Source organism: Solibacillus sp. FSL R5-0691 (genome assembly GCF_037974225.1).
Lineage (GTDB): Bacteria > Bacillota > Bacilli > Bacillales_A > Planococcaceae > Solibacillus.
Genome location: NZ_CP150231.1, coordinates 3,295,336 through 3,319,940 on the forward strand (window position 1 = coordinate 3,295,336; position 24,605 = coordinate 3,319,940).

The 24,605-nt window shown below is 38.0% G+C and carries 22 protein-coding genes; 7 read left to right on the forward strand and 15 right to left on the reverse strand.

Going from position 1 to position 24,605, the window contains the following annotated elements:
• Positions 1–153 precede the first annotated feature (153 nt).
• Positions 154–858: a DsbA family oxidoreductase gene (locus tag MKY51_RS16600; RefSeq protein WP_339174103.1), complete on the reverse strand. Its 705-nt coding sequence runs from the start codon at positions 856–858 to the stop codon at positions 154–156.
• Between the two features lie 154 nt (positions 859–1,012).
• Here MKY51_RS16600 and MKY51_RS16605 point away from each other — a divergent pair, with 154 nt between their 5' ends.
• The gene (locus MKY51_RS16605; RefSeq protein ID WP_339174105.1) at positions 1,013–2,377 is read left to right on the forward strand and encodes an FAD-dependent oxidoreductase; all 1,365 of its coding nucleotides are present in this window, start codon (positions 1,013–1,015) and stop codon (positions 2,375–2,377) included.
• A gap of 250 nt (positions 2,378–2,627) precedes the next feature.
• Here MKY51_RS16605 and MKY51_RS16610 read toward each other — a convergent pair whose 3' ends face one another.
• From MKY51_RS16610 to MKY51_RS16620, 3 genes are all read right to left on the reverse strand, one after another.
• Positions 2,628–3,554 carry a manganese-dependent inorganic pyrophosphatase gene (locus MKY51_RS16610; protein ID WP_339174107.1) on the reverse strand — a complete coding sequence of 309 codons (927 nt, stop codon included), beginning with the start codon at positions 3,552–3,554 and terminating at the stop codon, positions 2,628–2,630.
• A gap of 131 nt (positions 3,555–3,685) precedes the next feature.
• Complete coding sequence (locus MKY51_RS16615; protein ID WP_339174109.1) at positions 3,686–4,534, reverse strand: MurR/RpiR family transcriptional regulator; 849 nt, start codon at positions 4,532–4,534, stop codon at positions 3,686–3,688.
• A gap of 357 nt (positions 4,535–4,891) precedes the next feature.
• Complete coding sequence (locus tag MKY51_RS16620; protein ID WP_339174112.1) at positions 4,892–6,124, reverse strand: MFS transporter; 1,233 nt, start codon at positions 6,122–6,124, stop codon at positions 4,892–4,894.
• Positions 6,125–6,333: 209 nt separating this feature from the next.
• Here MKY51_RS16620 and thrC point away from each other — a divergent pair, with 209 nt between their 5' ends.
• The 3 genes from thrC to MKY51_RS16635 all read left to right on the forward strand — a co-directional run bounded on the left by thrC (position 6,334) and on the right by MKY51_RS16635 (position 9,102).
• Positions 6,334–7,392 (forward strand): threonine synthase, encoded by a 1,059-nt coding sequence (thrC, locus tag MKY51_RS16625; protein WP_339174114.1) that lies wholly within the window; start codon positions 6,334–6,336, stop codon positions 7,390–7,392.
• Positions 7,389–8,288, forward strand: a complete 900-nt coding sequence (gene thrB / locus MKY51_RS16630) for a homoserine kinase (protein ID WP_339174117.1) — start codon at positions 7,389–7,391, stop codon at positions 8,286–8,288. Before thrC ends, thrB begins: the two co-directional genes overlap by 4 nt.
• A gap of 166 nt (positions 8,289–8,454) precedes the next feature.
• The gene (locus tag MKY51_RS16635; RefSeq protein ID WP_339174119.1) at positions 8,455–9,102 is read left to right on the forward strand and encodes an NAD(P)H-binding protein; all 648 of its coding nucleotides are present in this window, start codon (positions 8,455–8,457) and stop codon (positions 9,100–9,102) included.
• Between the two features lie 64 nt (positions 9,103–9,166).
• On the opposite strand, the gene zupT is transcribed toward MKY51_RS16635, so the two are convergent.
• The 11 genes from zupT to hflX all read right to left on the reverse strand — a co-directional run bounded on the left by zupT (position 9,167) and on the right by hflX (position 21,273).
• A complete protein-coding gene (zupT, locus tag MKY51_RS16640; protein WP_339174122.1) occupies positions 9,167–9,988 on the reverse strand; it encodes a zinc transporter ZupT in 822 nt (273 codons plus the stop codon).
• A gap of 147 nt (positions 9,989–10,135) precedes the next feature.
• A complete protein-coding gene (locus MKY51_RS16645; protein WP_339174124.1) occupies positions 10,136–10,729 on the reverse strand; it encodes a phosphatase PAP2 family protein in 594 nt (197 codons plus the stop codon).
• Positions 10,730–10,857: 128 nt separating this feature from the next.
• Positions 10,858–11,190, reverse strand: coding sequence for an antibiotic biosynthesis monooxygenase (locus tag MKY51_RS16650; protein ID WP_339174126.1), 333 nt, complete (start codon positions 11,188–11,190; stop codon positions 10,858–10,860).
• Positions 11,191–11,254: 64 nt separating this feature from the next.
• The gene (locus MKY51_RS16655) at positions 11,255–12,292 is read right to left on the reverse strand and encodes a siderophore ABC transporter substrate-binding protein (protein WP_339174129.1); all 1,038 of its coding nucleotides are present in this window, start codon (positions 12,290–12,292) and stop codon (positions 11,255–11,257) included.
• Between the two features lie 183 nt (positions 12,293–12,475).
• Positions 12,476–13,243 (reverse strand): ABC transporter ATP-binding protein, encoded by a 768-nt coding sequence (locus MKY51_RS16660; RefSeq protein ID WP_079523338.1) that lies wholly within the window; start codon positions 13,241–13,243, stop codon positions 12,476–12,478.
• The gene (locus MKY51_RS16665) at positions 13,240–14,196 is read right to left on the reverse strand and encodes an iron chelate uptake ABC transporter family permease subunit (RefSeq protein WP_339174134.1); all 957 of its coding nucleotides are present in this window, start codon (positions 14,194–14,196) and stop codon (positions 13,240–13,242) included. Before MKY51_RS16665 ends, MKY51_RS16660 begins: the two co-directional genes overlap by 4 nt.
• Positions 14,183–15,139 carry an ABC transporter permease gene (locus MKY51_RS16670; protein ID WP_339174137.1) on the reverse strand — a complete coding sequence of 319 codons (957 nt, stop codon included), beginning with the start codon at positions 15,137–15,139 and terminating at the stop codon, positions 14,183–14,185. The genes MKY51_RS16665 and MKY51_RS16670 overlap by 14 nt, the downstream gene beginning before the upstream one ends.
• A gap of 659 nt (positions 15,140–15,798) precedes the next feature.
• Positions 15,799–16,908 (reverse strand): o-succinylbenzoate synthase, encoded by a 1,110-nt coding sequence (gene menC, locus MKY51_RS16675; protein WP_339174140.1) that lies wholly within the window; start codon positions 16,906–16,908, stop codon positions 15,799–15,801.
• A gap of 47 nt (positions 16,909–16,955) precedes the next feature.
• On the reverse strand, positions 16,956–17,789 hold the full coding sequence (locus MKY51_RS16680; RefSeq protein WP_339174143.1) for a GNAT family N-acetyltransferase: 834 nt from the start codon (positions 17,787–17,789) through the stop codon (positions 16,956–16,958).
• A gap of 405 nt (positions 17,790–18,194) precedes the next feature.
• Positions 18,195–19,679: a peptide MFS transporter gene (locus MKY51_RS16685; RefSeq protein WP_339174145.1), complete on the reverse strand. Its 1,485-nt coding sequence runs from the start codon at positions 19,677–19,679 to the stop codon at positions 18,195–18,197.
• A gap of 316 nt (positions 19,680–19,995) precedes the next feature.
• On the reverse strand, positions 19,996–21,273 hold the full coding sequence (gene hflX / locus MKY51_RS16690; protein WP_339174148.1) for a GTPase HflX: 1,278 nt from the start codon (positions 21,271–21,273) through the stop codon (positions 19,996–19,998).
• Between the two features lie 287 nt (positions 21,274–21,560).
• Here hflX and MKY51_RS16695 point away from each other — a divergent pair, with 287 nt between their 5' ends.
• From MKY51_RS16695 to MKY51_RS16705, 3 genes are all read left to right on the forward strand, one after another.
• The gene (locus MKY51_RS16695) at positions 21,561–22,721 is read left to right on the forward strand and encodes an SAM-dependent methyltransferase (protein ID WP_339174150.1); all 1,161 of its coding nucleotides are present in this window, start codon (positions 21,561–21,563) and stop codon (positions 22,719–22,721) included.
• A gap of 204 nt (positions 22,722–22,925) precedes the next feature.
• Positions 22,926–23,546: a DUF47 domain-containing protein gene (locus MKY51_RS16700; RefSeq protein ID WP_008405849.1), complete on the forward strand. Its 621-nt coding sequence runs from the start codon at positions 22,926–22,928 to the stop codon at positions 23,544–23,546.
• 19 nt (positions 23,547–23,565) lie between these two features.
• On the forward strand, positions 23,566–24,582 hold the full coding sequence (locus tag MKY51_RS16705; protein ID WP_339174153.1) for an inorganic phosphate transporter: 1,017 nt from the start codon (positions 23,566–23,568) through the stop codon (positions 24,580–24,582).
• Positions 24,583–24,605: the final 23 nt, after the last annotated feature.

Sequence of the window (24,605 nt, forward strand, 5' to 3'; positions counted from 1 at the left end):
GTATCTCAAATTCGAGGCACTTATATATAATAAAAGAACAACCTAAAAAAATCAATTAGATTATCCTCATACTTTAGTCTGAATTCCTATTTCACTTTTATATAAAAATACGAATCCAGGTAAAATCTCCCGTTAATACAACATGAACTCCTGTTAAATATCACAAGAATCGTCAGTACACGCAGCCCCGTCTACACCTTGCATTTTCAAGGGCTTACGCAACCCACTTTCCTGCGCTGCCTTTTCGATTGTTTGTTCAAATACTTCCTGTGGCTGTGCACCTGAAATTCCATACTTATTATCAATGACAAAGAAAGGTACACCGCGTACACCTAAATTTTGAGCGACCGCAATATCCTGCTGTACCTGTTCCATATACTCATCGCTTTCAATAACTTGACGCGCTTTTTCTGCAGATAAGCCGACTTCTTTTGCCAATGTCAGCAATACGTCAGTTTTTCCAATTGCTTCACCTTCTAAAAAGTAGGCTTTTAAAACGCGCTCTGTGAACTGCTGTTCTTTCCCTTCCGTTTCAGCCCATTTTGCTAAACGGTGCGCTTTTACAGTGTTTGCACTTTTCATGTCATCAAAGTTGTACTCGAGCCCTACTTCTTTGGCGCGAGCTGTAACATTTGCTGTCATTTTCTTCACTTCATCTAATGAAATTTGATACTTTCGGGACAATTCTTCGTAAACAGAGCTATTCGTATCAACAGGTGTAGAAGGATCTAATAAATAGCTTTTATATGATACTTCAATCGCCTCTCCATAACCAAGTTCATCTAATGCGATTTCCAATTGTTTCTTGCCGATATAGCAAAAAGGACATACATAGTCGGACCATACTTCGATTTTCATGCTAATCACTCTCCTTGTCTTGTATTGTAGCGAGCAACAATACAAAAGTACAATGTTTGAAACTACCCCTCTGGCCCGGAAATATTTAATATGTGACAACTCCTGAATAAATCCTCGTCAAATGCCCAATGCTAAAAAATAAAAAGGTGATATTTTGAAACAATCGCTCTGGCTCCCAACACATTCAGATTTTGCTGCCCCTACCCTTCAAGAATCGATCAACTGCGACATATGCATAATCGGAGGCGGGATTAGTGGCATTTATACCGCCTATTCGCTTGCTAAAGAGGGGCTTAGTGTCGTGCTTATCGAAGCAATGCCTCAGTTTGCACAAGGAACAACCGGCTATTCGACTGGAAAATTGACAGTGCAGCATAACCTCATTTACTCAAAATTAAATGAAGAAGACGGGAAAATTTACTACGAGGCGAATAAGCGAGCTATTGAACAAGCCGCCTCCGAAAATAGCACAAGCTTTTCCCGCGCTACTTCCTATGTATATACAGCTACCCCACAAGGGAAAGAGCTGCTGTTAAATGAGGCGGAAAGCTATAAAAAAATCGGCATTCCCTTTGAAGCCACAAAAGAAATCGAGCTTTCGGTTCCTGTAGAACTTGCGCTCGGTATTAAAAATGAAGGTCAGATCAATCCTGTACAGTTCACAAATACGTATGTCCATTTAGCAAGAAAACATGGAGCTCAACTTTATTTAAATACGAGGGTTACAAAATTAGAGATGTCCAAAAATCGCCTTCAAACAAGCAATGACCATACTGTGCATTATAAAAAGCTGATTTTATGCACACATTATCCGATTGAATCGATTCGTCAGCTTTATTCGATGAAGCTGCAAATTAAACGTTCTTACCTGACAGCAACTAAATATTCACAGCTGTTGGAAGGCCAATATTTAAGTATCGATGCGCAAAGTCGTACTATCAGAACAGCACTGATCGATAATCAGCCCTACTTCATCTACGGCGGACAATCACATACAGCCGGATCGACGAGCGATACAGACCCGTTTTACGAAACATTGCAGCATGAGCTAACAAAAGACTTTGAGCTTCCGCCATATGAATACGGCTGGAGTGCACAGGATGTTATGACTGCAGATCAGATTCCATATATCGGCCAGCTATCCCCAAGTGATGACAGTTTGTACATTGCAACGGGTTTCAACAAATGGGGGCTTTCTTCTTCGCTTGTTGCCGGAACATTGCTTACAGATCTTATTAAAAGAATTGCAAACCCGGCAACTGCTTTATACTCACCGAATCGTTCGAATTTCGGGAAGACCTTTTACTTTATGCTGCAAACGGGCGGGATGATTGGAAAAGAGCTTGTAAAAGGCTATATCGACAGACCAGATGCACCGAAATGTACACATCTTGGCTGTAAAACAAGATGGAATGTTGCAGATGATACATGGGATTGCCCTTGCCACGGATCACGCTACAACGCAAAAGGCGAGGTTATTGAAGGTCCTGCCGTCTACCCGTTAAAAATGAAAAAATGAGACTGGGACATAAGTAGAATAACCGATAAATAACAGGAAATCCTTTATTAAGAAACGGATATTTTGCAAAATTGATTGGAATGCAGGGCGACTCCTGCGGGAATAGCGTGACGCCTGAGACTACAGGCTCAGGCCACGCCCGCGGAAAGCGTCCCGGAATGGAAATCAATTTTAACACTCAGCAAAAAAATGCTATTTTTCTCTAAGAGAAAAATAGCATTTTCGGGTTATGTCCCAGCCTCATCATTTTTTATTTTAAGTTTTCAGTTAAAACGGGAACGATTTGTTTTTTGCGTGATACAACGCCTGGTAAGCTGATGCGGCCATTGACAATTGTTGCACCGAAAGCTTTCGCAGCTTCTTCTGCAACTTGTCCAGCTGCAACTGCTGTTGAATCATTGTTTAAAATATCTGTTACGACAAAGAAGAATAAATCCAGGCCGTTATCAGCTATATTTTTGTTCAGTAAGTTTTCAAGCTCTTCCTGGCGTCCAAGAACGTCTTCGATATCAACCGCATTTACTTGGGCAACCGTCGCTTTATACTGACCAAATTCAAAGCCTTTTGCGTCCAATGATAATAAATCTTCCAATGATTTATCTGAAAGGTCCGCACCTGCTTTTAGCATAGCTAAACCGTATTGTGCAGCATCGACATTTGCAATAGCTGCCAGTTCTTCACCGGCCTTCACATCTTGCTCTGTACATGTAGGAGACTTGAATAGTAATGTATCCGAAATAATCGCAGAAAGCATTAAACCAGCAATATTAGCCGGAATTTCCACATTATTTTCTTTAAATAATTTATTTAAAATTGTTGCTGTACATCCTACAGGCTCCGCACGGAAATAAACCGGGTCAGCTGTTACAAAGTTTGCAATACGGTGATGGTCGATCACTTCCGAAATTTGTACTTCTTCGATTCCATCTGCTGATTGCTGGAACTCATTATGATCCACTAAAATTACTTTTGCGCCTTCATCTTTTACGTTAGCAATTAGACGTGGCGCTTCAAAATTGAATTTTTCCAGTGCATACTTTGTTTCGTTATTTAATTCTCCAAGGCGAACCGCTTCTGCATCTACACCTAATTGTTGTTTTAAATATGCATAAACAATTGCTGAAGTAATTGTATCTGTATCTGGGTTTTTATGTCCGAAAACTAATGTTTTACTCATGAGTGAGCCTCCTATTAAATGCTTTTCGCTCTTCATTTTAACATAACGTTCAGAAAGTGAAAAATAGAAGATTTACCAATCTCATTAAGCAAAAAGAAAACTGTCATGGCTATGAGGCAGCCATGACAGTTTTAGCTAATTGCTATTAAATTAGACATACCGACCGTGCTTTTTGCTTTTTTAGTATACTGCTCATATTGCTGCGGATCTTGGTTTACCATTGATTCTACTAAAATATTCAAAAGAGAGAAAATGGCAATTGTACATGTAACCCCAGATTCCTTTATATTTGGAACGATAAGTACAGGGTTAGCCGGTTCCGCTTGTGATTTGAGCTCTTCATTACGAATTGCAACAATTTTTGCATTTTTTCTTTTGGCAATTTCTACTGTTGTCGCCATATCTTCGTACTCTTCATCAAGTGATATTATGAAAAGCAATGAATCTTCATCCATATATGCCAGTTGTTGAGCAATTTTGTCTGCCTCATGGGGAATAAAATGAACATGGTTTCGTAACCGATTGACATTGCTGTACATCCAAAATGCAACTGGTGTCGACTGTCTGAAACCTAAAAAGTGGATTTTTTTCGCTGTATGTAGTAATTGTACAACTTCTTCAACATCCTGCTCTTTTAGCTGGTTGAAAGTTTTTGATATGTTGGCGATATCTTTTTTTACAATATCTGCTCCAATATGATTTCGGATTTTTTTAACAGGCATCGCTTGTTTATCTTCAGTTGATTCACCTTTTTCCATTAAATATCCCTTGAGTTTTTCCTGGAGCTCACTAAAACCGGCTAAATCCATTGAGTAGCAAAATCTGATGACAGTTGATTCACTTACATCTGCTAACCTTCCTACTTCGGAAGCGGTATGTGTCCCTACTATATTCGGATTATCCATAACAAACTGTGCAACTTTCCGCTGCCCCTTCGAAAGGCGAATATACTTCTTTTTAATATTTTCACAAATAGTCAAATTCTCCATCTCCCTTTCCTATATTTTTTATTAAAATAACTTCTCACTCATTCATGTAACATTACGTGCACTAAATTCTTAATAATAAAAAATACATTATCATGAATAATAATAGAATTCAACGAGTTTTCTGAAAAAACTTTAGCGTACTAAAGAATATAAAAGTTCGAGTAGGAAATTGACATAGATTTGTAAAATTTATAATTTAAAACTAAACATTTATTAAAAAAATGGTATATTTGTTTATTGGTTAGGTATTTTTTTCCAGTACTTCAACAACAAAAAGGACCTGGGCTATTTTATTAGCACAGATCCCTATTCATTATTATAAAGTACATCAATTCTAATAATTTACAACTATAGTAGTTCCGTTTGCTTCGTTTCTTTTCCTAAGAAGATAACCGCTAGCACACCTATGACGATCGCTACACAGAAAATCGCGAATATATAGCTGATATCAAAACCTTTTGTCAGTAGTGTCCCAACTAATAGCGGACCAAAAATACCGCCTACACGACCTATTGCTGCGGCCATACCTGCGCCTGTACCGCGTACAATTGCCGGATATTGCTCAGGTGTATACGCATATAAGGCTCCCCATGCTCCTAAGTTGAAGAATGAAAGCAACATACCTGAAATTAATAATACTTCGATCGTTTCTGCACTGCCGAATACATAGGCACTTGCTGCCGTACCTAATAAATATGTAACTAGTACAAATTTGCGCCCAAACTTTTCAATGAACCAAGCAGCTGTAAAATAGCCTGGTAATTGGGCCAAAGTCATGATTAATACATATTTAAAACTTGATATTAAATCAAATCCTTTACCTACCATTACACTTGGTAACCATAAAAACATCCCGTAGTAAGAAAATACAACTGCAAACCATAAAATCCAAAGCATCAGTGTAGAACGGGCATATTTTTTCTCCCACAATGTTGCGATATTTTGCAACACCGAGCGTTTTTTCGATTCTTCTTTTACTCTGAACTGTGGAGAGTCCGGTAATTTCATTCTTATATAAATTGCATATAGTGCCGGTATTGCCGTAATTAATAAGGCAACGCGCCATCCTTCAATCGGCCAAAACTCAGCCGGTATAACGAAATAGGCAATCAGTGCGGCAATCAGCCAGCCACCAGCCCAAAAACTTTCAAGTAAAACAACCACTCTTCCGCGTTCCTCAGCTTTTACACTTTCAGATACAAGCGTGGATGCGACAGGTAATTCCCCGCCAAGCCCCATACCAACAAAAAAGCGTAAAATTAAAAACAGTGTCAAAGTTGTTGTAAATGCGGATAAACCACTTGCAACGGAGAATATTATTAGTGTCCACATAAATATTTGTTTACGTCCAACTTTATCTGCGAGTGCACCAAAAAACAATGCACCAACTGCCATACCAATTGAGTTTACACTTGCAATCCAGCCCATTTGACTACTATTTAAACCCCAGTCAACTGCAAGCGCTGCAATGATAAAAGATAGTATTCCGACATCCATTGCATCGAACATCCATCCAACCCCTGCTATACGTAGAAGTTTATTACGTGATAGGGGCTTTTGATCCTTTGTTTCCACCGACATTACTTTTCCACCTTCCATGTGTCTTTACACTTGACTTAACAACGTTACTATCATACATTTATTTCTTAAAAGTGACAACATTTTTTTAACTTAACGAATTGTTCCGACAATTTAGCAATTCCTATTGAAATAAGGGACGCATAGGTATAAAATGTCTTGTATACAAAAACAAATGTTCATCTAGCGAGAACAGAAGGAGTTTATTATCTATGTGGAAAGGTCTTATCGAAGAATATAAACAGTACCTACCTGTTACTGAAAATACACCTGCATTATCACTAAATGAAGGAAATACACCACTGATTCCATTAGTAAATTTATCTAAGGAACTTGGAATTGAGTTATACGGAAAAATTGAAGGCGCTAACCCAACCGGTTCATTTAAAGACCGCGGGATGGTATTTGCTGTTGCCAAAGCTATCGAAGAAGGCTCTAAAGTTGTCATTTGCGCATCGACAGGCAATACTTCTGCGGCGGCGGCTGCATATGCTGCTCGTGCAGGCATCCAGTCAATCGTTGTCATTCCTAAAGGCAAAGTAGCACTCGGTAAATTGGCACAAGCTTGCATGTATGGTGCAAAAATTATTGAAATTGACGGCAACTTTGATGATGCATTAAATATTGTGCGCAAAATCAGTGAAAATACTCCGATCGCACTTGTGAACTCTGTAAACCCATATCGTATTGAAGGTCAAAAAACAGCGGCTTTTGAAATTGTTGATCAACTAGGTCAAGCTCCTGATTACTTATGTATTCCTGTAGGGAACGCGGGGAATATTACAGCTTACTGGAAAGGCTTCAAAGAATATAATGAAGCAAAACAAAGTGGCCTTCCTAAAATGTACGGCTTTGAAGCAGAGGGTGCTGCTGCTATCGTGCAAGGAGCACCAATTGCAGACCCGGAAACAGTTGCAACAGCGATTCGTATCGGAAACCCTGCAAGCTGGAAGTTCGCTGAAACTGCCCGTGATGAGTCAGGCGGTTTAATTGATTCAGTAACAGATGATGAAATTTTAGATGCTTATAAACTAATTGCCAACAGAGAAGGGATCTTTGTTGAACCTGGTTCGGCAGCATCATTAGCTGGTGTCATTAAATCTGTAAAAGCAGGTAAAATTGCTGCTGGCAGTCGTGTTGTTACAGTGTTTACCGGAAACGGCTTAAAGGACCCAGATACAGCGATGAATGTTTCGACAGTAGACCTTGTCTCACTTCAAAATGATGAGCAGGAAATCCGTAATTACATCGAGGGCGTATTTAGTCTATGAGTAAGAAGTGGCAAATCAAAGTTCCTGGCAGTACAGCAAATTTAGGTCCTGGATTTGATTCCATCGGTCTTGGACTTTCACTTTATCTAACATTGGATGTCACATTACAAGACGAGTGGGAATTTGTGCATATTGGTGACAATGTGCCCTCTGATACGACAGTCGAAACACATTTAATTTATACGATAGCGCAGCAAGTGGCACAGCAATATCATGCCGTGCTGCCTCCATGTAAAATTGAAATGACGAGTGAGCTCCCGCTTGCACGTGGAATCGGCAGCAGTGCGGCTGCAATTGTCGGTGCTATAGAATTAGCCGATATTTTAGGAAATCTGAAATTATCGCAACAGGATAAACTGAATATTTCTTCTCAGATTGAAGGTCATCCTGATAATGCGACCGCTTCGGTTTTAGGCGGATTGACGATTTCTTCAATGGATGAAGCAGGAATTGTCGATACACTTCATATTCGGGAAATGGATGCAGTATTCGTTGTCTTCATTCCGAACGTTGAACTTAAAACTGCGGCATCACGTGGTGTTTTACCGGAACAGCTGCAGCGAAGTTATGCAGTGCGGGCAAGTGCCAATGCAAATATGCTCGCCGCTTCCCTTATTGCGAAGGATTATGTACGAATCGGGCGTTATATGGAAGCAGATCTTTTCCATGAGCCTTTCCGATCAAATCTTATTCCTTCTTATAATGAGATTCGCGAAGCAGCAAAAAAAGCTGGCGCATATGGAACAGCTTTAAGCGGTGCTGGGCCAACTTTAATCTCGATGATTCCGTCCGCTATTTCCGAACAATTTGTCGCTTCAATGCAACAGCAATTCCCGGATCACCAAGTGGTAGCAACAACTGCATCACCATCGGGCTCAACTGTCACAGTTAATTAATTTACAAAGTTATAGATAACAAGCTCATAATGATAGTTAATGTACGTTATTCAATTTCGAATAGCGTACATTTTTTGTTTTTTTATATGTAATTTTGTCTTTTATGCATAATTCCCGTTAAATATGGGTATATTAATAAATCTACTGTTAGAAAGGGGTAATGTTTATGAAAATTGCAGTTATTGGGGCTGCGGGTAAGGCAGGGACTCATATATTACGAGAAGCAATCATGCGAAAGTTCGATGTGACAGCGATTGTAAAAAATAAAGCAACAGTCCAAGAAAATAATATTAATATCATTGAAAGCGACCTATTTAAATTAACAAAGGAACAAATCGCTCCTTTCGATATTTTAATTAATGCTTTTGCTCCACTACCAGGAGATGAACATTTACACGTCGATGCCGGTGAACATTTGATTTCTTTACTGGAAGGTACAGAAAAAAAATTATTTGTGATCGGTAGTTCGGGTTGCCTATTTGTTGACCGCGAAAAAACAGTTCGTCTTATGGATCTCGAGGATTATCCTGAAGACCTTGCTGTTACAGCAAAGGCTCAACTGCAGAACTTGCGTGATTTGGAAGGCTCTTCAATTCACTGGTCCTTTGCTATCCCATCTGCTATGTTCGATTCGGATGGACCACGTACCGGCCATTACATTAAAGGTGAAGAGAAAATTTTAGTAAACTCACAATTTAACAGTTATATCAGTTATGCTGATTTTGCTGTCGCATTGCTTGATGAAATTGAAAAAAATGAATACCCGAATACAACATTTACTGTTGCATCTGAAAATGTAACAGCCGCATCATAATAGAAAAGCATTAAAGCCAGCATGCTCCATTAGGAAATGCTGGCTTTTTTGTGAAGTTATTAACTTAAGTTAACATCACTAAACTGATGGCCATCACTGCCATACCTGCTATTAATCCGTAAATAGAAGAATGGGCTTCATCGTACTTTTTGGCTGCCGGCAACAGCTCATCAATCGAAATAAATACCATAATCCCTGCAACACCAGCAAAAACAATACCGAACAATGTATCTGTCATAAATTGCATTAGTACTAAGTAGGCAATAAATGCACCGAGCGGCTCTGATAAACCAGAGGCGAACGACCATTTAAATGCCTTCATACGCTTCCCTGTTGCATAAAAAATTGGAATGGCTACCGCAATACCTTCCGGGATATTATGAATGGCTACCGCAATGGCAATCGCGATTCCGACATTCGGGTCTTGCAATACTGCCATGAAAGTCGCAATACCTTCCGGAAAGTTATGAATCCCGATTGCCAGCGCTGTAAATAATCCCATTTTCATGAGGCGATCTGCTTCTACATCTTCATTTCCGATCAATTGAGCCTTTTGAACATCCTCTACAGATTTTACTTCATGCGGATTTTTCCCTTTCGGAATAAAGCGGTCGATTAGGGCAATGACAAGCATACCACCGAAAAAGCCGATGATTGTATACCAGTACCCAACTGTTTCCCCGTGAACATTTACTAATGCATCTTTTGCTTTTACAAAAATTTCAACAAGCGATACATAAATCATAACACCGGCCGAAAAACCTAATGCTACTGAAAGAAATCTCTTATTGGTACGCGTTGTAAAAAAAGCGATCAGGCTGCCAATACCAGTAGCAAGCCCTGCAAATAATGTTAAGCCCAGTGCTAATAATACATTCTCATCCATACTATTCTCCTTCTTTATAATTCTTTTCTCACATTATACGCACAAAGTTTCCTATGTGCAACTTTTTTCAATTAGGAAACATCTTATGCGAGAAACCAAATCATTTTACTAAAAAAGGGATCCCTATGTATCAGGAACCCCTTACTGCTATTTATGTTTTTTTGACTCATACCATAATACGCATATGATAAACCAAGTATACCCGATACTCCACCCTGCTAAAACATCCGTTGCATAGTGACGGCCTTCCGCTATACGTGATAATCCTATTAAAAAAATAAGAATCAGCATTATAGTATATGTAGTAAATTTCCACTTCTTGTTTTTTAGCCATTTCACAATCAAATATGCCAGTGTTAAAAAGAACATCACACTAATTTGTGCGTGTCCGGAAGGAAAGCTAAACGAAGATAGCTGATCTTCAAGCTCTGGGCGTGGTCGTGCAAAAATACGCTTTAATAACTGGTTTAGTCCATTTCCCACACCAACTGTAAGTAATACAAAAAGCACACTGCGAAAATCTCTTTTGAAGAATGCTAAATACAGCAGCATAATAACGGTTGCCACAATAATAAACTTAGTTTCTCCCAAATTGTGAAATAAGATAATAAAACTATTTCCAAATAATAATGAACGGATTTTTATATCGAATGCCTCAAAGCTTGGTGTATCAAAATTTAAAGCAATAATAATAAATACTAACAATGTAACAAGTGCAAAAATTGAAGTTATTTTTTTCAAATAAACACCTACTTTCTTCAGTCAAACTGTTATTCTACTTACCCTATTATTATATGTAATATACAAAAAAATAAAAATCCACTTCGCAAAATAAATTTCTGCAAAGTAGATTCTCCCTTAATCAATCATTATTCCACAACTGTATAATTTCCGTGTTCCATCGAAATAACGAATTCCGGTTTTGGTGGTTTACCACCATGCTCTTTAATTTTCGCTTTATGGCCTGCAATATGCTCCGGGCTCTTTTCCCAGGCTTTCCATGCATCCTCTGATTCCCAGCGAACAATCATTACAACTTCCTCTTCACCACGGCGAACATTTTTTACAAGTAGTTCACGGCCGATAAAGCCTTCACGTTGTTCAAGCATCGATGGGCCTTGACCTGGTTTTTTACTAAAGCGCTCAATAATTTTATCGGAGTTGCCTTCTGTTACAATCCATTTGCGAATTTGTACGAACATTTAAGTTCCCCTCTCTTTTAAAAATGGCATGCCTCTTGTTGAGAGACATGCCATACTTATTATACTATTTTAATTCGTTTAAGATTTCATCTAATTTCTCTGCTTCAGTTGTTACACCGTTAGAAGAGAAGTACCAGTTTACGCCATCAAGGTAAACAATTTTGCCTTCTTTGTAAGCGCGAGTTTTTTTGATGATATCGTTTTCGATGTCAGCTTTGATTGTATCTACATCTGATGCTGTACGGTCAATAATTAATAATACTTCTGGATCTACAGAAAGAATTGATTCGTAAGAGAAGTCAGAACCGTGTGATGAAGCTTTGATATCAGTTGTTGATGGTTTGAAACCAAAGTCATTGTACACGTATGCGAAACGAGAATCTTCACCATTGTCGAAACCAGAGATCTTTTTGTCGTTGTACATTGCTACTAATGCATTTTCATAACCAGCTGCTTTTTCTTTAACAGCATCAACTTTTTCTTGTAATGCAGCTTTTAATTCTTCAGCTTTTTCTTGTTTGCCGAAGATTTCAGCAGCTAAGTCAACTGTTTCAAATACGCCATCAACATAGTTCGAGTTATCAGAACCGATGAATACTACGTTTGGTGTAATTTCTTTTAATTCTTCATAGAAAGAACCTTGACGACCTGAGATGAAGATTGCATCCGGATTAGCAGCTGCAACTTTTTCGAAGTCGATTTGTTTTAAAGAACCAACGTCAGTAACTGAATCAGTTAAATATTTTTCTTTTAAATGCTCAGGGAAGTTACCTTTACCGCCGTTTGCAGCGATACCAACGATACCTTCAACACCTAATGCATCAAGTGTATCTAAGAAACCGTAGTCAAATACTACGATATTTTTTGGCATTTCTTCAAATGTTACATCTTCAAAAGTAAGAGACTTACCATCTTCTGTTTCACTACCTGCTGATAATGGAGAAACTGTCATTGGGAAAGCTGAAGCTTCTGTAGATGAAGTTGTTTCTTCTGTTTTAGCTGGTTCGTTCGTGTCATCTTTTGTAGATGTTTCTTCGTCTGAACCACATGCTGCTAACATTAATGTTAATGCTGCTGCCGTTAAAAATTTCCACTTTTTCATTATTACTTTTCCTCCTAATATGCCCTCAAGCGAGAGTGATAATCGTTTTCAATTAACTAACGTTAGTGTAAAACAACTGTACATACTTGTCAACGAATATTCTGAAACTAATATTCATTCTCAATTAAATTCATAAAATAAATGCATAAGCGAGCAAACCTATGCATTTATTTCCAAATTTATTTAACTGTGTGAATTAAAGTATACACAAATGCGACATCCATCTTGTTCTTGCACCGGAATATGCATATCATATACTTCTCGTAATGCTTCTGAGTTAATAATCTCATTTGTTGGGCCATCTTTTACAAGACGTCCATCTTTTAAAGCGACAATCCGATCTGAATATACTGAAGCAAAGTTAATATCATGCAAAACAATTACTACTGTTTTGCCCAATTCATCAACAAGCTTACGTAAAATTTTCATAATCTGCACAGAATGCTTCATATCCAAGTTGTTCAATGGCTCATCCAATAATATATATTCCGTATCCTGAGCAATTACCATTGAGATAAAGGCACGCTGCTTTTGACCACCAGATAGTTCATCCAAAAACTTATGTTCCATATCTCCCAATGTCATATATTCAATCGCACGGTCAATATGCTGTTCATCTTCCGGAGTCAAACGACCTTTCGAATATGGATAACGCCCAAATGATACAAGCTCACGAACGGTTAAACGTACATTTAAATGATTTGACTGGCGTAAAATTGCGACGCGTTTTGCAAAATCATTGGATTTCATTTTTTTAACATCGCTTTGATCTAAAAATACTTCACCTGTATCTGCATCAAGCAATCGGCTTACCATTGATAATAATGTTGATTTACCTGCTCCATTCGGTCCGATAAATGAAGTGATTGCTTTCGGCTGTATAGTTAATGAGACATCCTCAACGACCGGTTTTTTTCCAAAGCTTTTAGAAAGCCCTTTAATTTCAATCATCCTGCTTTCCTACTTTCCTTCAGTATTAGGTAAATAAAGTAAAGTCCACCGACAAAGTTAATAATAACACTGATCGTTGTACTTAACTGGAATACATGCAGTACTAAAAACTGCCCACCGACAAGTGCAATAACACTAATTAAACTCGCACCCACTATTAAAACGGAATGCTTGTACGTAGCAAAAAACTGATAAGCCAAGTTAGAAACGATTAGCCCTAAAAACGTAATCGGACCAACTAGCGCAGTAGATGTTGCAATTAAAACTGAAGATAAAATTAATACTTTTAATACTATTCTATCATAATTTACACCTAAGTTTATTGCATTCTCACGACCTAGTGACATAACATCCAAATCGCGCAATAAACGGTAACCGTAAATAAATGCAGCCCCTAAAATAATGACAGCAATGAGCAGCAGCTCTGTTTTTACATTCATGAAACTTGCGAACAAACGTGTCTGTAAGCTTTCATATTCAACCGGGTCAATTATTACTTGTAAAAATGTTACCAAACTGCCGAGCAATGTTCCGATAATCATTCCGGCAAGTAAAAGCAGGAAAATCGGATGTTTATCTGCGCGGAATAAGAAACGGTATAAAATCAGGGCGAAAATGACCATCGCCACTATTGATAAACCAAAGTTTAAATAACGGCTTACTACAAAGATTGATGCAGAGCCTGCAAAGAAGAAAATAATTGTTTGCACTACTTCGTACATCGAATCGACACCCATCATAGAAGGTGTCAGTAAGCGGTTATGTGTAACCGTCTGGAATGTAACGGTTGCATAGGCAATCGCCGTCCCTGTTATAACCATTGCCGCAATTCGTTCTAATCGCTTTGGAAAGGCATAACTGAATCCGCCTTGAATATTATAAAAGGCAAATAACGCAATACACACCAGCGCGATAACTGCTAAGAAGATTAGCTTCGTACTATTTTTTCGCATATGCTTTCCCCCTAAACAACATTACTAAGAAGATTGCACTGCCGATTACCGCTACCGTTGTGTTTACTGGAATTTCAAACGGGTATACTATTAAACGACTTAAAATATCACACATTAATAGGAATGCTGCACCTAAGAATATCGTATGTGGGATCGTTTTACGTAAATTGTCGCCCATATATAATGAAACCAAGTTCGGTACGATTAATCCAAGGAAAGGAATAATCCCTACCGTCAAAACAACTGTAGTGGATATAACCGCTACCAGTACTAAACCAAGATTTAATACGGTACGATAGCTTAAGCCAAGGTTTTTGGCGAAATCTTCACCCATACCTGCCACTGTAAACTTATTCGCATATAAGTACGCAAGGAAAATTGCAGGTACTGCTATATAAAGTAATTCATAGCGACCTGAGACAACAAGCGTAAAACTTCCTAGGAAGAATGTATCCACACTTTGTAACACATCTGCCTCATACGCAAGAAATGTTGAAATGGCACCAATAATATTTCCGTACATAATCCCGATAAGGGGTACAAAAATAACGTCTTTGAATTTAATGCTTTCAAGAAGACGCATGAAAACCATCATACCGATCAGTGCAAAGGCAAAGCTGAAAATAATTTTCTCCATATATCCTACACTTGTGAAAAATATCATTGATACAACGATACCTAACTTTGCCGCATCGAGCGTACCCGAAGTTGTCGGCGATACGAACTTGTTACGGCTTAAGCTTTGCATAATTAATCCAGAAATACCCATCCCTGCCCCGGCAAGTATAATTGCCATCAATCGTGGTACTCGACTCATTAAGAAAATTTGCATTTTATCTGATTCCCAGTCTAATAAATCAGATGGCTTAATATCGATTGCACCAATAAATAATGATAAAAAGGACAGAACGATGGTCGCTGCTACGAGCATCCAAAGTCTCATTAAATTCTCCCACTATTCTATATATATTTTAGATTTTTATTAAATACGTAAATTCTAAATGAAAATGAGAATCATCTCTTTCCCTACATCATTATATAATTGCTAATAATGAAAATCAAACAGACAATTTGTATTAAAACTTGTATTAAAAGAGGAAAAGATTGAAAAATGTATTTTTATAGCGATTCTCCGTTTTATTTACAACATCCCGTATGTATTCTAATAGGTAGAAAAATCGAATAAAAAAGCTGGGACATAACCCAAAAAACGCTATTTTTCTAAGAGAAAATAGCGTTTTTTGCTGAGCATTAAAAATTGATTTCCATTCCGGGACGCTTTCCGCGGGCGTGAGGCCAACAGGATGTTGGTCACAAAAGCGTTGCCACAGGACGTGGCGTTCTTAGCTTTTGTTCCTAGTCTCAGGCGTCACGCTTTTCCCGCAGGAAGCTTTGCTTGTGACTGACGCTTACGCTTTCGTCACAGAGAAAATCTTGTAGCGAAAGGCGTTAGCCGTCAGCTAGTGTTTTAGCAGTGCGAAAGGTGAAACCGTCAGCACGAACACTCGCCCTGCATTCCAATCAATTTTTCAAAGTATCTACTTCTTATAAAAGCTTTCTATTTAATCAATGGTGACTCTTCATATGTCCAGCCTCTTATATTTACATTCGATATGTTTTTTTATTTACACTGTATTTATTTATTGTATCACGGTTTACTTGATAGCCTAGACCTTTTGTTTTCGGAACGGTAATATAGCCATCTGTAACGGTTACTGCCGGTTCAATGATATCTTCATGCCAATATCGTTCAGAGGCTGCGGTATCACCTGGCATTATAAAGTTTGCAAGACTTGTCAGTGCTACATTTTGAGCACGGCCAATCCCCGCTTCCAGCATTCCCCCGCACCATACAGGAATATGATGTTCCATACAGTAGTCATGAATACGTTTTGCCTCGCTAATACCGCCAACACGTGCAATTTTAATATTAATCACCTGACAGCTGCCTAGTTGAATCGCCTTTCTCGTATCCTCTAATGAAGTAATACTCTCATCTAAACAAATCGGAGTCTTTATGTGCTTCTGCAATATTGCATGATCAATGATGTCATCATGCGCTAAAGGCTGCTCAATCATCATTAAATTAAATTGATCCAACTCTTTTAACCGATCGATATCATCCAATGTATACGCAGAGTTTGCATCTGCCATTAAAGGAATTGCCGGAAATGCTTGCCGTATTGTTCGGATCAGCTCAATATCTTTTCCCGGTTTGATTTTTACTTTAATTCGCTTATAACCTTCATCCAAAAAATGCTGAATTGTATCAATCAGCTGTTCATCTGTAGGCTGTAAACCGATGCTGATTCCCACTTCAATCTTCTCTTGGACTCCGCCAACAGCTTTTGACAACGATTGGTTCGTCAATTGAGCATAAATATCCCATACCGCTCCTTCAATCGATGCTTTTGCCATGTTGTTGCGGCGAATCGAACGAAATAGCTCATACACATCATCCGGATGCTTTAATTCTTTTCCGAGTAATGCAGGAATCAAAAAGTCCTCCAATAAATGAAGAGAAGTTTTAAAGGTTTCTTCTGTATAGGAAGGCTCCTCAAATGCTACTCCTTCACCCCAGCCGACAACACCACTTTCATCCGTCGCTTCCACAACTAAAAAACGCTTGTCTTGCATCGTTCCTAAGCTTGTCGTAAACGGTGTTTTCATTCGCATTACTAGTTCATGTATTGTCACTTCTTTTAATTTCATCTTTGCTGCTCCTAATAATATTTAGCTGCGGCACCATTCACTGATGATTAAAGAGCAAATAATGAACGCTTTACTAATAAGTAGTGGCTAATATTATCATTTATTTTATTTAAATAAATTATTTTATAATTTTGATCAAACATTGCCTGTAAAATATGTCTTGTTTTATAGCGCCAGTCTTCTGCCAAAGCTACACTTTCCACTTTGATTTTCTGGAAGTTCGTAGGGATAGGCAACAGATAGGCATCATGAATAAGCGCTTCTTCTTTATCAAACTTTTGCTCCGGATCCAATGTCGGAAGCCCTACCATGTTTTCTTCCCAATTCACTACAGGCTTTGCTTCATCCAATAATTCTTCCACTTTCGCATCCCAGCGCAAGTAATCATTATCGACAAGTTGCCATTCTACACAAAGACGGTCAGTAGGCAATACCCGATTGAATGGATCTTCCATTTCACCGTAGCAATTTTCTATATAAGTATCGCTATAACTGCGCAACTTTGAGAAGTTTAAAAACCCGCTGCGTGCTTCAAGTGGATCAAATGTCCAGCGGCACGTTCTGTAACCGCGCTCGATTGCGATATCCTTCAAGTAATTTTTTAGCAATTCTCCAACGCCTTGCTCACGATAATTACGCTTCACACCAATCATATGGGAATATAAGTATATATTCTCATCCATATATCCAGGGCAACTATAGTTAAAACCAATTATTTCATCATTCAAATATGCACCGAGTACAATCCCGCCATTACGAAGTGTCGCAATTGTCTGATGTACCGGAATGCTGCCGACAGCCCAAATTTCATGCTCTAGATTACGCGCCTCTTCAATTTGTTCAATTGTCGTTAATTCTTTAATCGTCACTGATTCTAACATAATTCTGCCTCCCCTATAGTTACTATTCTTCATACTTAAAAACGCCTTGCTTTACTTAGTGTCTCTCCGCAATCATGCTGTGTAACATGATTTTTGAAAAAGATGTGTAACCATCGGGAATGTTCTACATATATCGGTTACCCCGGTTATTTTCGACCATATTTAGCGAATTTAACCCAAGTAGGTCTCTTTCGGCAAATGTTTTTGACAATTGCTAAAAGAAGTTAATGTGAAGAATCGATACTTCCTTACTCAAAGATTTCAAGCGCTTTGATTTGATAAGTATCATCCCAACCCCATTATATACCACATACTACCTTTTTAAGTAGTTAACTTTTATTATTCCTTATTGTCCAAAAGAAAAAACCTTTATTTGCAGGAATTCTGCAAATAAAGGTTTGAAAATTACTTAATACCGCGCATTGCTTTAGAGATGATTGGTGAAATTAGGAGGATAATAACACCTAATAAAACCGATAAACCACCTAATACACCAAAGTAAGTTGTTTCAGATACGATTCCGTAAACACGAACTAACTGTGCGTTAATTGCTTGTGCAGCAGCTGAAGCCAGGAACCATAACGCCATTGTTTGTCCTGCGAATGCAGCTGGTGCCAATTTCGTTGTAGCTGATAGACCAACCGGTGATAGCAATAGCTCACCTAATACTAACAGGAAGATTGAGAATACAACCCAAAGTGGATTTACTAACGTATCTTCCGGAGTTAAAACGATTGCTGCGATCATTACGAAGAATGAAATACCTGCAAAGAATAAAGATAAAGCAAATTTCTTCGGAGTTGATGGTCCGCGATCCGCTAATTTCGTCCACATAAACGCAAACATTGGCGCTAGAACGATAATGAATAATGGATTGAATGACTGGAACCATGCAGCCGGAATTTCAAAGCCCCATAGATTTAAGTTTGTACGTGTATCAATGAATGTTGCAATAACTGTTGAAGATTGTTCAGCAATTGCCCAGAACATTACCGCACAGATGAATAATGGGATATATGCTAATAGACGAGATTTTTCGTCTGCATTTGTTTTTGGACTACGATACATATAAAGTATGAAAGCCGTAGGAATCATTACACCTAAGAATGTAATTAATAATGAGAAGTTTTCAATGCTTGCATATCCTTTTTGATAAGCTACAAAACCTAAAATTACAATAATTAAACCACCGATTGTGAAGTTACGAGTTGTCGTTTTCTTCTCTTTACCAGAAAGTGGATTTGGTGCCACAGAACCTGCTAAACCAAGGCTCTTTTGTGACATTAAGTAAACGACTAAACCGATGAACATACCTACTGCAGCAACACTGAATCCTGCATGGAAGCCCCAATTTTTTTGGAATAAACCAACTAATAAAGGTGCCAGGAAACCACCCATGTTGATACCCATATAGAAAATTGAGAACCCTGAATCACGACGCGCATCATTTTCTGCATACAAGTCACCAACTACAGATGAAACGTTCGGCTTTAACAAACCAGTACCAATGATGATAAAGAACATCGATAAGTAAAGCGCTGTTACACCAAGCGGCAAGGCCAATAGGATATGACCTATCATAATTAATATTCCGCCATAGAATATCGCCTTACGCATACCCGTAATACGGTCAGCGATCCATCCGCCGATAATACCTGACATGTAGATTAATGAACCGTAAATCGACATGATAATGTTAGCTTGCGTACGATCTAATCCTAAACCACCATCTTTAACTGCATAGTACATGTAGAATAATAGAATGGCACGCATACCATAATATGAAAAACGTTCCCAAAACTCTGTAAAGAATAGTGTAAACAACCCTTTAGGTTGACCAACAAAACCAGTTTGAGGAACGGACTTCACGATTTCTTCTTTTGAATACATTTGAAATCCTCCCGATTAATAAATATTCTGACAATAAACTTCGATGTCTGTTGTCTGACATTTGAAATAATATACTTGAACACTTTAGCCTAATAGTTGATTAAAATCAACAAATAATCAAAATGTTATAATTTTATGTTTTTTCGATATTTTCAGACAAATAAAGCAAATCATCACAACAGATTTTTGTATTATAAAACAATTACTTCACTAAATAAATTATTTTGACTTTTCTTAAAGACAAAATTTTATTAAAAAATAAAAAAGCTAAAGTGCACTGTCATAAGCAACGTACTTTAGCTTTGTATTTCCTTCTTTATTTCACAACATAAATTTCATACTTTTGATAATCGGCTTCTTTAAGTTCAAGCGTTAATAATGTACCTTCTTCTTCATATGCGGTTTCAAGAACGGTTGCCTGCTCATTTAAATAGGAAACAATTCCACCCTGATTATATGGAATAAGCATTTGACATGTAACATAATTAGCAAAAATCTGTTGCTTAATTTGCTGAAGCAACTCTTCCAGCCCTCTATCTTCCTTCGCAGAAAGCCAAATATTATCCCCGCTTACTAACGGATATTCCACATCGGCTAAGTCAGATTTATTGTATACATATATAGTAGGAATATTTTCAACATCAATCGCTTTTAATGTTTCATTCGTTACTTCCATCATAAAGCGGTATTCCTCATTCGAAACATCGACAACATGCAGCAGCAGGTCAGATTCTCGTGCTTCTTCCAATGTCGATCGGAATGCTTTTACTAAGTGATGCGGAAGTTTACTAACAAAACCAACCGTATCAGTCAGCAAAAAGGATTTATTATCTTCAAGTTCAATATTACGGACCGAAGTTTCAAGTGTCGCGAACAGCATATCCTTTTCAAACACTTGCTTCGTATCATCTTGCCCCGCCTTTGCAAGTAACTGGTTCATAATCGTGGACTTCCCTGCATTTGTATAACCAACAATTGATACGACAGGTACTGCATTTTTACGACGTTGCTTTCGCTGTGTTTCACGCTGCTCTTTAACAGATTCCAGCTCTTTCTTGATTTTCGAAATCTGATCTTCAATTTTACGACGGTCAAGTTCGAGCTTTGTTTCCCCAGCACCACGGTTTTTAAAGCCGCCTCCTGTTCCTCCCCCTTGACGGGATAGCGAAGCATGGAGCCCGACTAGGCGCGGAAGCATATACTGTAATTGAGCGAGCTCTACTTGTAATTGTGCTTCACGTGTTTTTGCACGGCGACTGAAAATATCTAAAATCAGCATTGTACGGTCAATTACTTTACATTGTAAATCACGTTCTAAATTACGGATTTGCGATGGGGAGAGTTCATCATTAAAGATAACAATATTGGCATCTGTTTCATCAAAGAACGCCTTAATTTCTTCAATTTTACCAGTACCTACATAATGGGAAGGTGTCACACGCTCCAGATTTTGCGTTACCATGCCGACAACTTCCACATCTAAAGCTTGTGCTAAATTTGCCAACTCTTCCATTGAGTAATCAAAATGCTCATCCTTTTGTAAATTGACGCCAACTAATATACCGCGTTCAATTAATACTTCAACATCTTTCAAATTTTTGCCTCCTTGCTACAATCTATAGTTTTTCCCCATCGTAACATACAATTCAAAACCCTGTACAATGACAACATATAAGCGCATTATGATACTATAGGGTCACAATTATTTCTCTTCATTCATCACGCACCTTTCATTGGTGAGTGATGAATGAAGAGAAGCCCCGGCAATTGTCACAGGTTTTTAGGAAATTGAAGTCAGCCTAAATATGTTACATCCTGTGTGCCTCGAAAAATCGAGACGCAATTATGCCAAGTAATTAATGAATAGAAAAGGCGGTTTTTATGGAATTCGAACAAATGAAAGTGCAGCTTCATGCACTCATTTCTAATAAAACATTACTTCAAGCAACTATTAGCCAGCCACGTCAAAAATCCAGTGACTTGAAACGGGTCAAACTCAAGCCCGTAGAAATTCGCGGAGAATATATGATTCAGCTGGAATACCAATATGAGCGCATTTTAAAACATGAAAATATTACAGTGGGAGATTTAGCCGCGAAGCTCGATGCTCTTTTTGAACAGTTCCGTCAAGTACATGCCGAGTTTCAGGAACAGACAGTACAAGTGCAGCTCTCGAAGAAAAACAAAGTACTTTGGAAATCTGATCAAAATGCGACAACTAAACAAGTGAACTTATCCCACAATAGAAAAAAACAATATTTATTGGATGATTCCCGTATTCATCCATTTTTAGTCCGTTTAGGAGTACAGTCTGAAGATGGAAAAATAAAGAAACAGAAATACGATAAGTTTAAACAAATTAATCGCTTTGTTGAGTTCATCGATGATTCTTTAGCCCATTTGCCGAAAGACAAAACGATTCGCATTTTAGATTTCGGTTCAGGCAAATCCTATTTAACATTCGCTTTGTATCATTACTTAAAAGTTGAAAAGGGTCTTGATATACATGTCACTGGCCTTGACCTCAAAAAGGAAGTCATTGAGGAATGTAACCGGATTGCAGCTGATTTACAATATGAAAATCTGCAGTTTTTAGTTGGGGATATTAATGACTTTAATGAAGAAACTACTGTAGATATGGTCGTAACACTTCATGCTTGTGATGTTGCGACAGATATGGCATTAGCCCGTGCAGTGAAATGGGGCGCAAAAGTTATTTTAAGTGTTCCATGCTGTCAACATGAGCTGAACCGTCAGCTGCAATCCCCTGCTTTATCGATTATGACACAGCATGGTTTAGTGAAGGAGCGCTTTGCCGCATTAGCTACGGATTCAATTCGTGCTGAGCTATTGTCACTTGTCGGGTACGATACTCAATTATTGGAATTTATCGATATGGAAAACACGCCAAAGAATATTTTGATTCGTGCTTATTATACAGGGAAAAAACCAACGCATGAGCAACGTGTAAAGTATGATGAGTTTGTACGCTTTTTAAACGCGAAGCCATTTTTGGAAAATGAGCTGCGGAATTTACTATAATATTAAAACCGTTTTCTCGTTTAGTCGTATTTTTTCTATCTTTTGACCAAAAATAATTACTTATCCATCTTTTCCTTTTGTTACAGAATTGTAAAGATTGATAAGGTTAGAGTAAAAATTGTATAGATTTTTTTAAGTTTTTGTTATGATAATTGAGGTTAATTTTTAAAATTATTTTAATTATATATATCCAGGAGGCATTCCATGTTTAGTTCAAAGAAGCAAGATCCGTTTTTCTCAGCCTTATTGAAAATTGCTGAAAATATGCGTGAAGGTATCCACTATGCTAATGATTTCCGCATTGAAACGGTTGCAGACTTAAAGGAAATCAGCATTCGTATGAAACAATACGAAACAGCGGGTGATAAATTAATCCATGAATTAATCGTCATGCTTAATAAATCATTTATGACGCCAATTGAGCGTGAAGATATTTTATCATTAGCAATTCGTATGGATGATGTGTTAGATGGCGCAGAAGGTACGATTGCACATTTCGAAATGTTTTCCCTAACAGAAATCGATGAATCGATGCGCGATTTCTTAGCATATATCGCCAAGTCTACTGATGAAATTGTAAAAGCGATGGAACTATTAAACAAAAAGGATCTTGTTGGGATGCGTCAGCACGCAATTTTAATTAAAGATTACGAACGCGAATGTGATGAAGTTTTACGTTCTTCAATTAAAAAGCTGTTTTTAAATGAGAAAGATCCTATTCGTCTAATTAAATTCAAAGATATTTATGAGCAGTTAGAAGAAATTGCCGACTACTGCCAAACAGTTGCTAACACAATCGAAACAATCATTATGCGTAATGCGTAATTAATGAGGAGTCCTTTTAATGAATACACTACTTATCATTACTGTCCTAGTAGTCTTTTTTGCACTTGCATTTGACTTCATTAATGGTTTTCATGATACGGCCAATGCGATTGCAACATCCGTTTCAACACGTGCGCTACCTCCTCGAGTAGCGGTACTCATGGCAGCGATTATGAATTTCGTGGGTGCCATTACATTCGTAGGTGTTGCAAAAGCAATTGCGTCAGATATTGTTGACCCGTTTGCATTATCTACACCTGATGCACCATTAATCGGTACTGTTGTTATTTTGGCCGCTCTCTTATCGGCGATCACTTGGAACTTAGTCACTTGGTATTTTGGGATTCCATCAAGTTCTTCTCATACACTGATCGGTTCGATTGCGGGTGCTGCCATCGCATCATCTGGAGTCGCGGTTTTAAACTATAGCGGCTTCACAAAAATCATCATCGCTTTATTAGCATCACCAATCATCGCGATTTGTGCTGGTTTTATCATGATGACAATTATGAAATTCATTTTTAAGAATATGAACCTTTATAAAACAAATAAAGGTTTCCGTATTATGCAAATTTTCACTGCAGCCATTCAATCTTTTACCCACGGAACAAACGATGCCCAAAAGGCAATGGGTATTATTACGATGGCACTTATTGCAGCAAATTGGCAAACAACGGATGATGTACAAGGTTGGGTACGTTTCGCCTGTGCTTTAGCAATGGGTCTTGGTACTTCAATCGGTGGTTATAAAATCATTAAAACAGTTGGCGGTAAAATTATGAAAATCCGTCCTGTAAACGGTGCTGCTGCAGACCTTGCTTCCGCATCCATTATTTTCGGTGCTACGTTAATTCACTTGCCTGTATCAACAACACATGTTATTTCTTCTGCAATTATGGGTGTTGGTTCTGCGCAAAATGTAAAAGGCGTTAACTGGGGTATGGCTCGTAAAATTGTTACAACATGGATTATTACAATGCCTATTTCAGCTGTCATGGCAGCGATTATTTATACAATATTAAATCTGTTCTTTTAATAAAGAGGAGAGGTTTGCTTCGA

Coding starts and splice junctions, on each gene's coding strand:
- MKY51_RS16600 (WP_339174103.1), bottom strand. CDS start 858: ATGAAAATCGAAGTATGGTCCGACTATGTATGTCCTTTTTGCTATATC.
- MKY51_RS16610 (WP_339174107.1), bottom strand. CDS start 3,554: ATGAGTAAAACATTAGTTTTCGGACATAAAAACCCAGATACAGATACA.
- MKY51_RS16620 (WP_339174112.1), bottom strand. CDS start 6,124: ATGTCGGTGGAAACAAAGGATCAAAAGCCCCTATCACGTAATAAACTT.
- thrC (WP_339174114.1), top strand. CDS start 6,334: ATGTGGAAAGGTCTTATCGAAGAATATAAACAGTACCTACCTGTTACT.
- thrB (WP_339174117.1), top strand. CDS start 7,389: ATGAGTAAGAAGTGGCAAATCAAAGTTCCTGGCAGTACAGCAAATTTA.
- MKY51_RS16635 (WP_339174119.1), top strand. CDS start 8,455: ATGAAAATTGCAGTTATTGGGGCTGCGGGTAAGGCAGGGACTCATATA.
- zupT (WP_339174122.1), bottom strand. CDS start 9,988: ATGGATGAGAATGTATTATTAGCACTGGGCTTAACATTATTTGCAGGG.
- MKY51_RS16650 (WP_339174126.1), bottom strand. CDS start 11,190: ATGTTCGTACAAATTCGCAAATGGATTGTAACAGAAGGCAACTCCGAT.
- MKY51_RS16655 (WP_339174129.1), bottom strand. CDS start 12,292: ATGAAAAAGTGGAAATTTTTAACGGCAGCAGCATTAACATTAATGTTA.
- MKY51_RS16660 (WP_079523338.1), bottom strand. CDS start 13,243: ATGATTGAAATTAAAGGGCTTTCTAAAAGCTTTGGAAAAAAACCGGTC.
- MKY51_RS16665 (WP_339174134.1), bottom strand. CDS start 14,196: ATGCGAAAAAATAGTACGAAGCTAATCTTCTTAGCAGTTATCGCGCTG.
- MKY51_RS16670 (WP_339174137.1), bottom strand. CDS start 15,139: ATGAGACTTTGGATGCTCGTAGCAGCGACCATCGTTCTGTCCTTTTTA.
- menC (WP_339174140.1), bottom strand. CDS start 16,908: ATGAAATTAAAAGAAGTGACAATACATGAACTAGTAATGCGAATGAAA.
- MKY51_RS16680 (WP_339174143.1), bottom strand. CDS start 17,789: ATGTTAGAATCAGTGACGATTAAAGAATTAACGACAATTGAACAAATT.
- MKY51_RS16685 (WP_339174145.1), bottom strand. CDS start 19,679: ATGTATTCAAAAGAAGAAATCGTGAAGTCCGTTCCTCAAACTGGTTTT.
- MKY51_RS16695 (WP_339174150.1), top strand. CDS start 21,561: ATGGAATTCGAACAAATGAAAGTGCAGCTTCATGCACTCATTTCTAAT.
- MKY51_RS16700 (WP_008405849.1), top strand. CDS start 22,926: ATGTTTAGTTCAAAGAAGCAAGATCCGTTTTTCTCAGCCTTATTGAAA.
- MKY51_RS16705 (WP_339174153.1), top strand. CDS start 23,566: ATGAATACACTACTTATCATTACTGTCCTAGTAGTCTTTTTTGCACTT.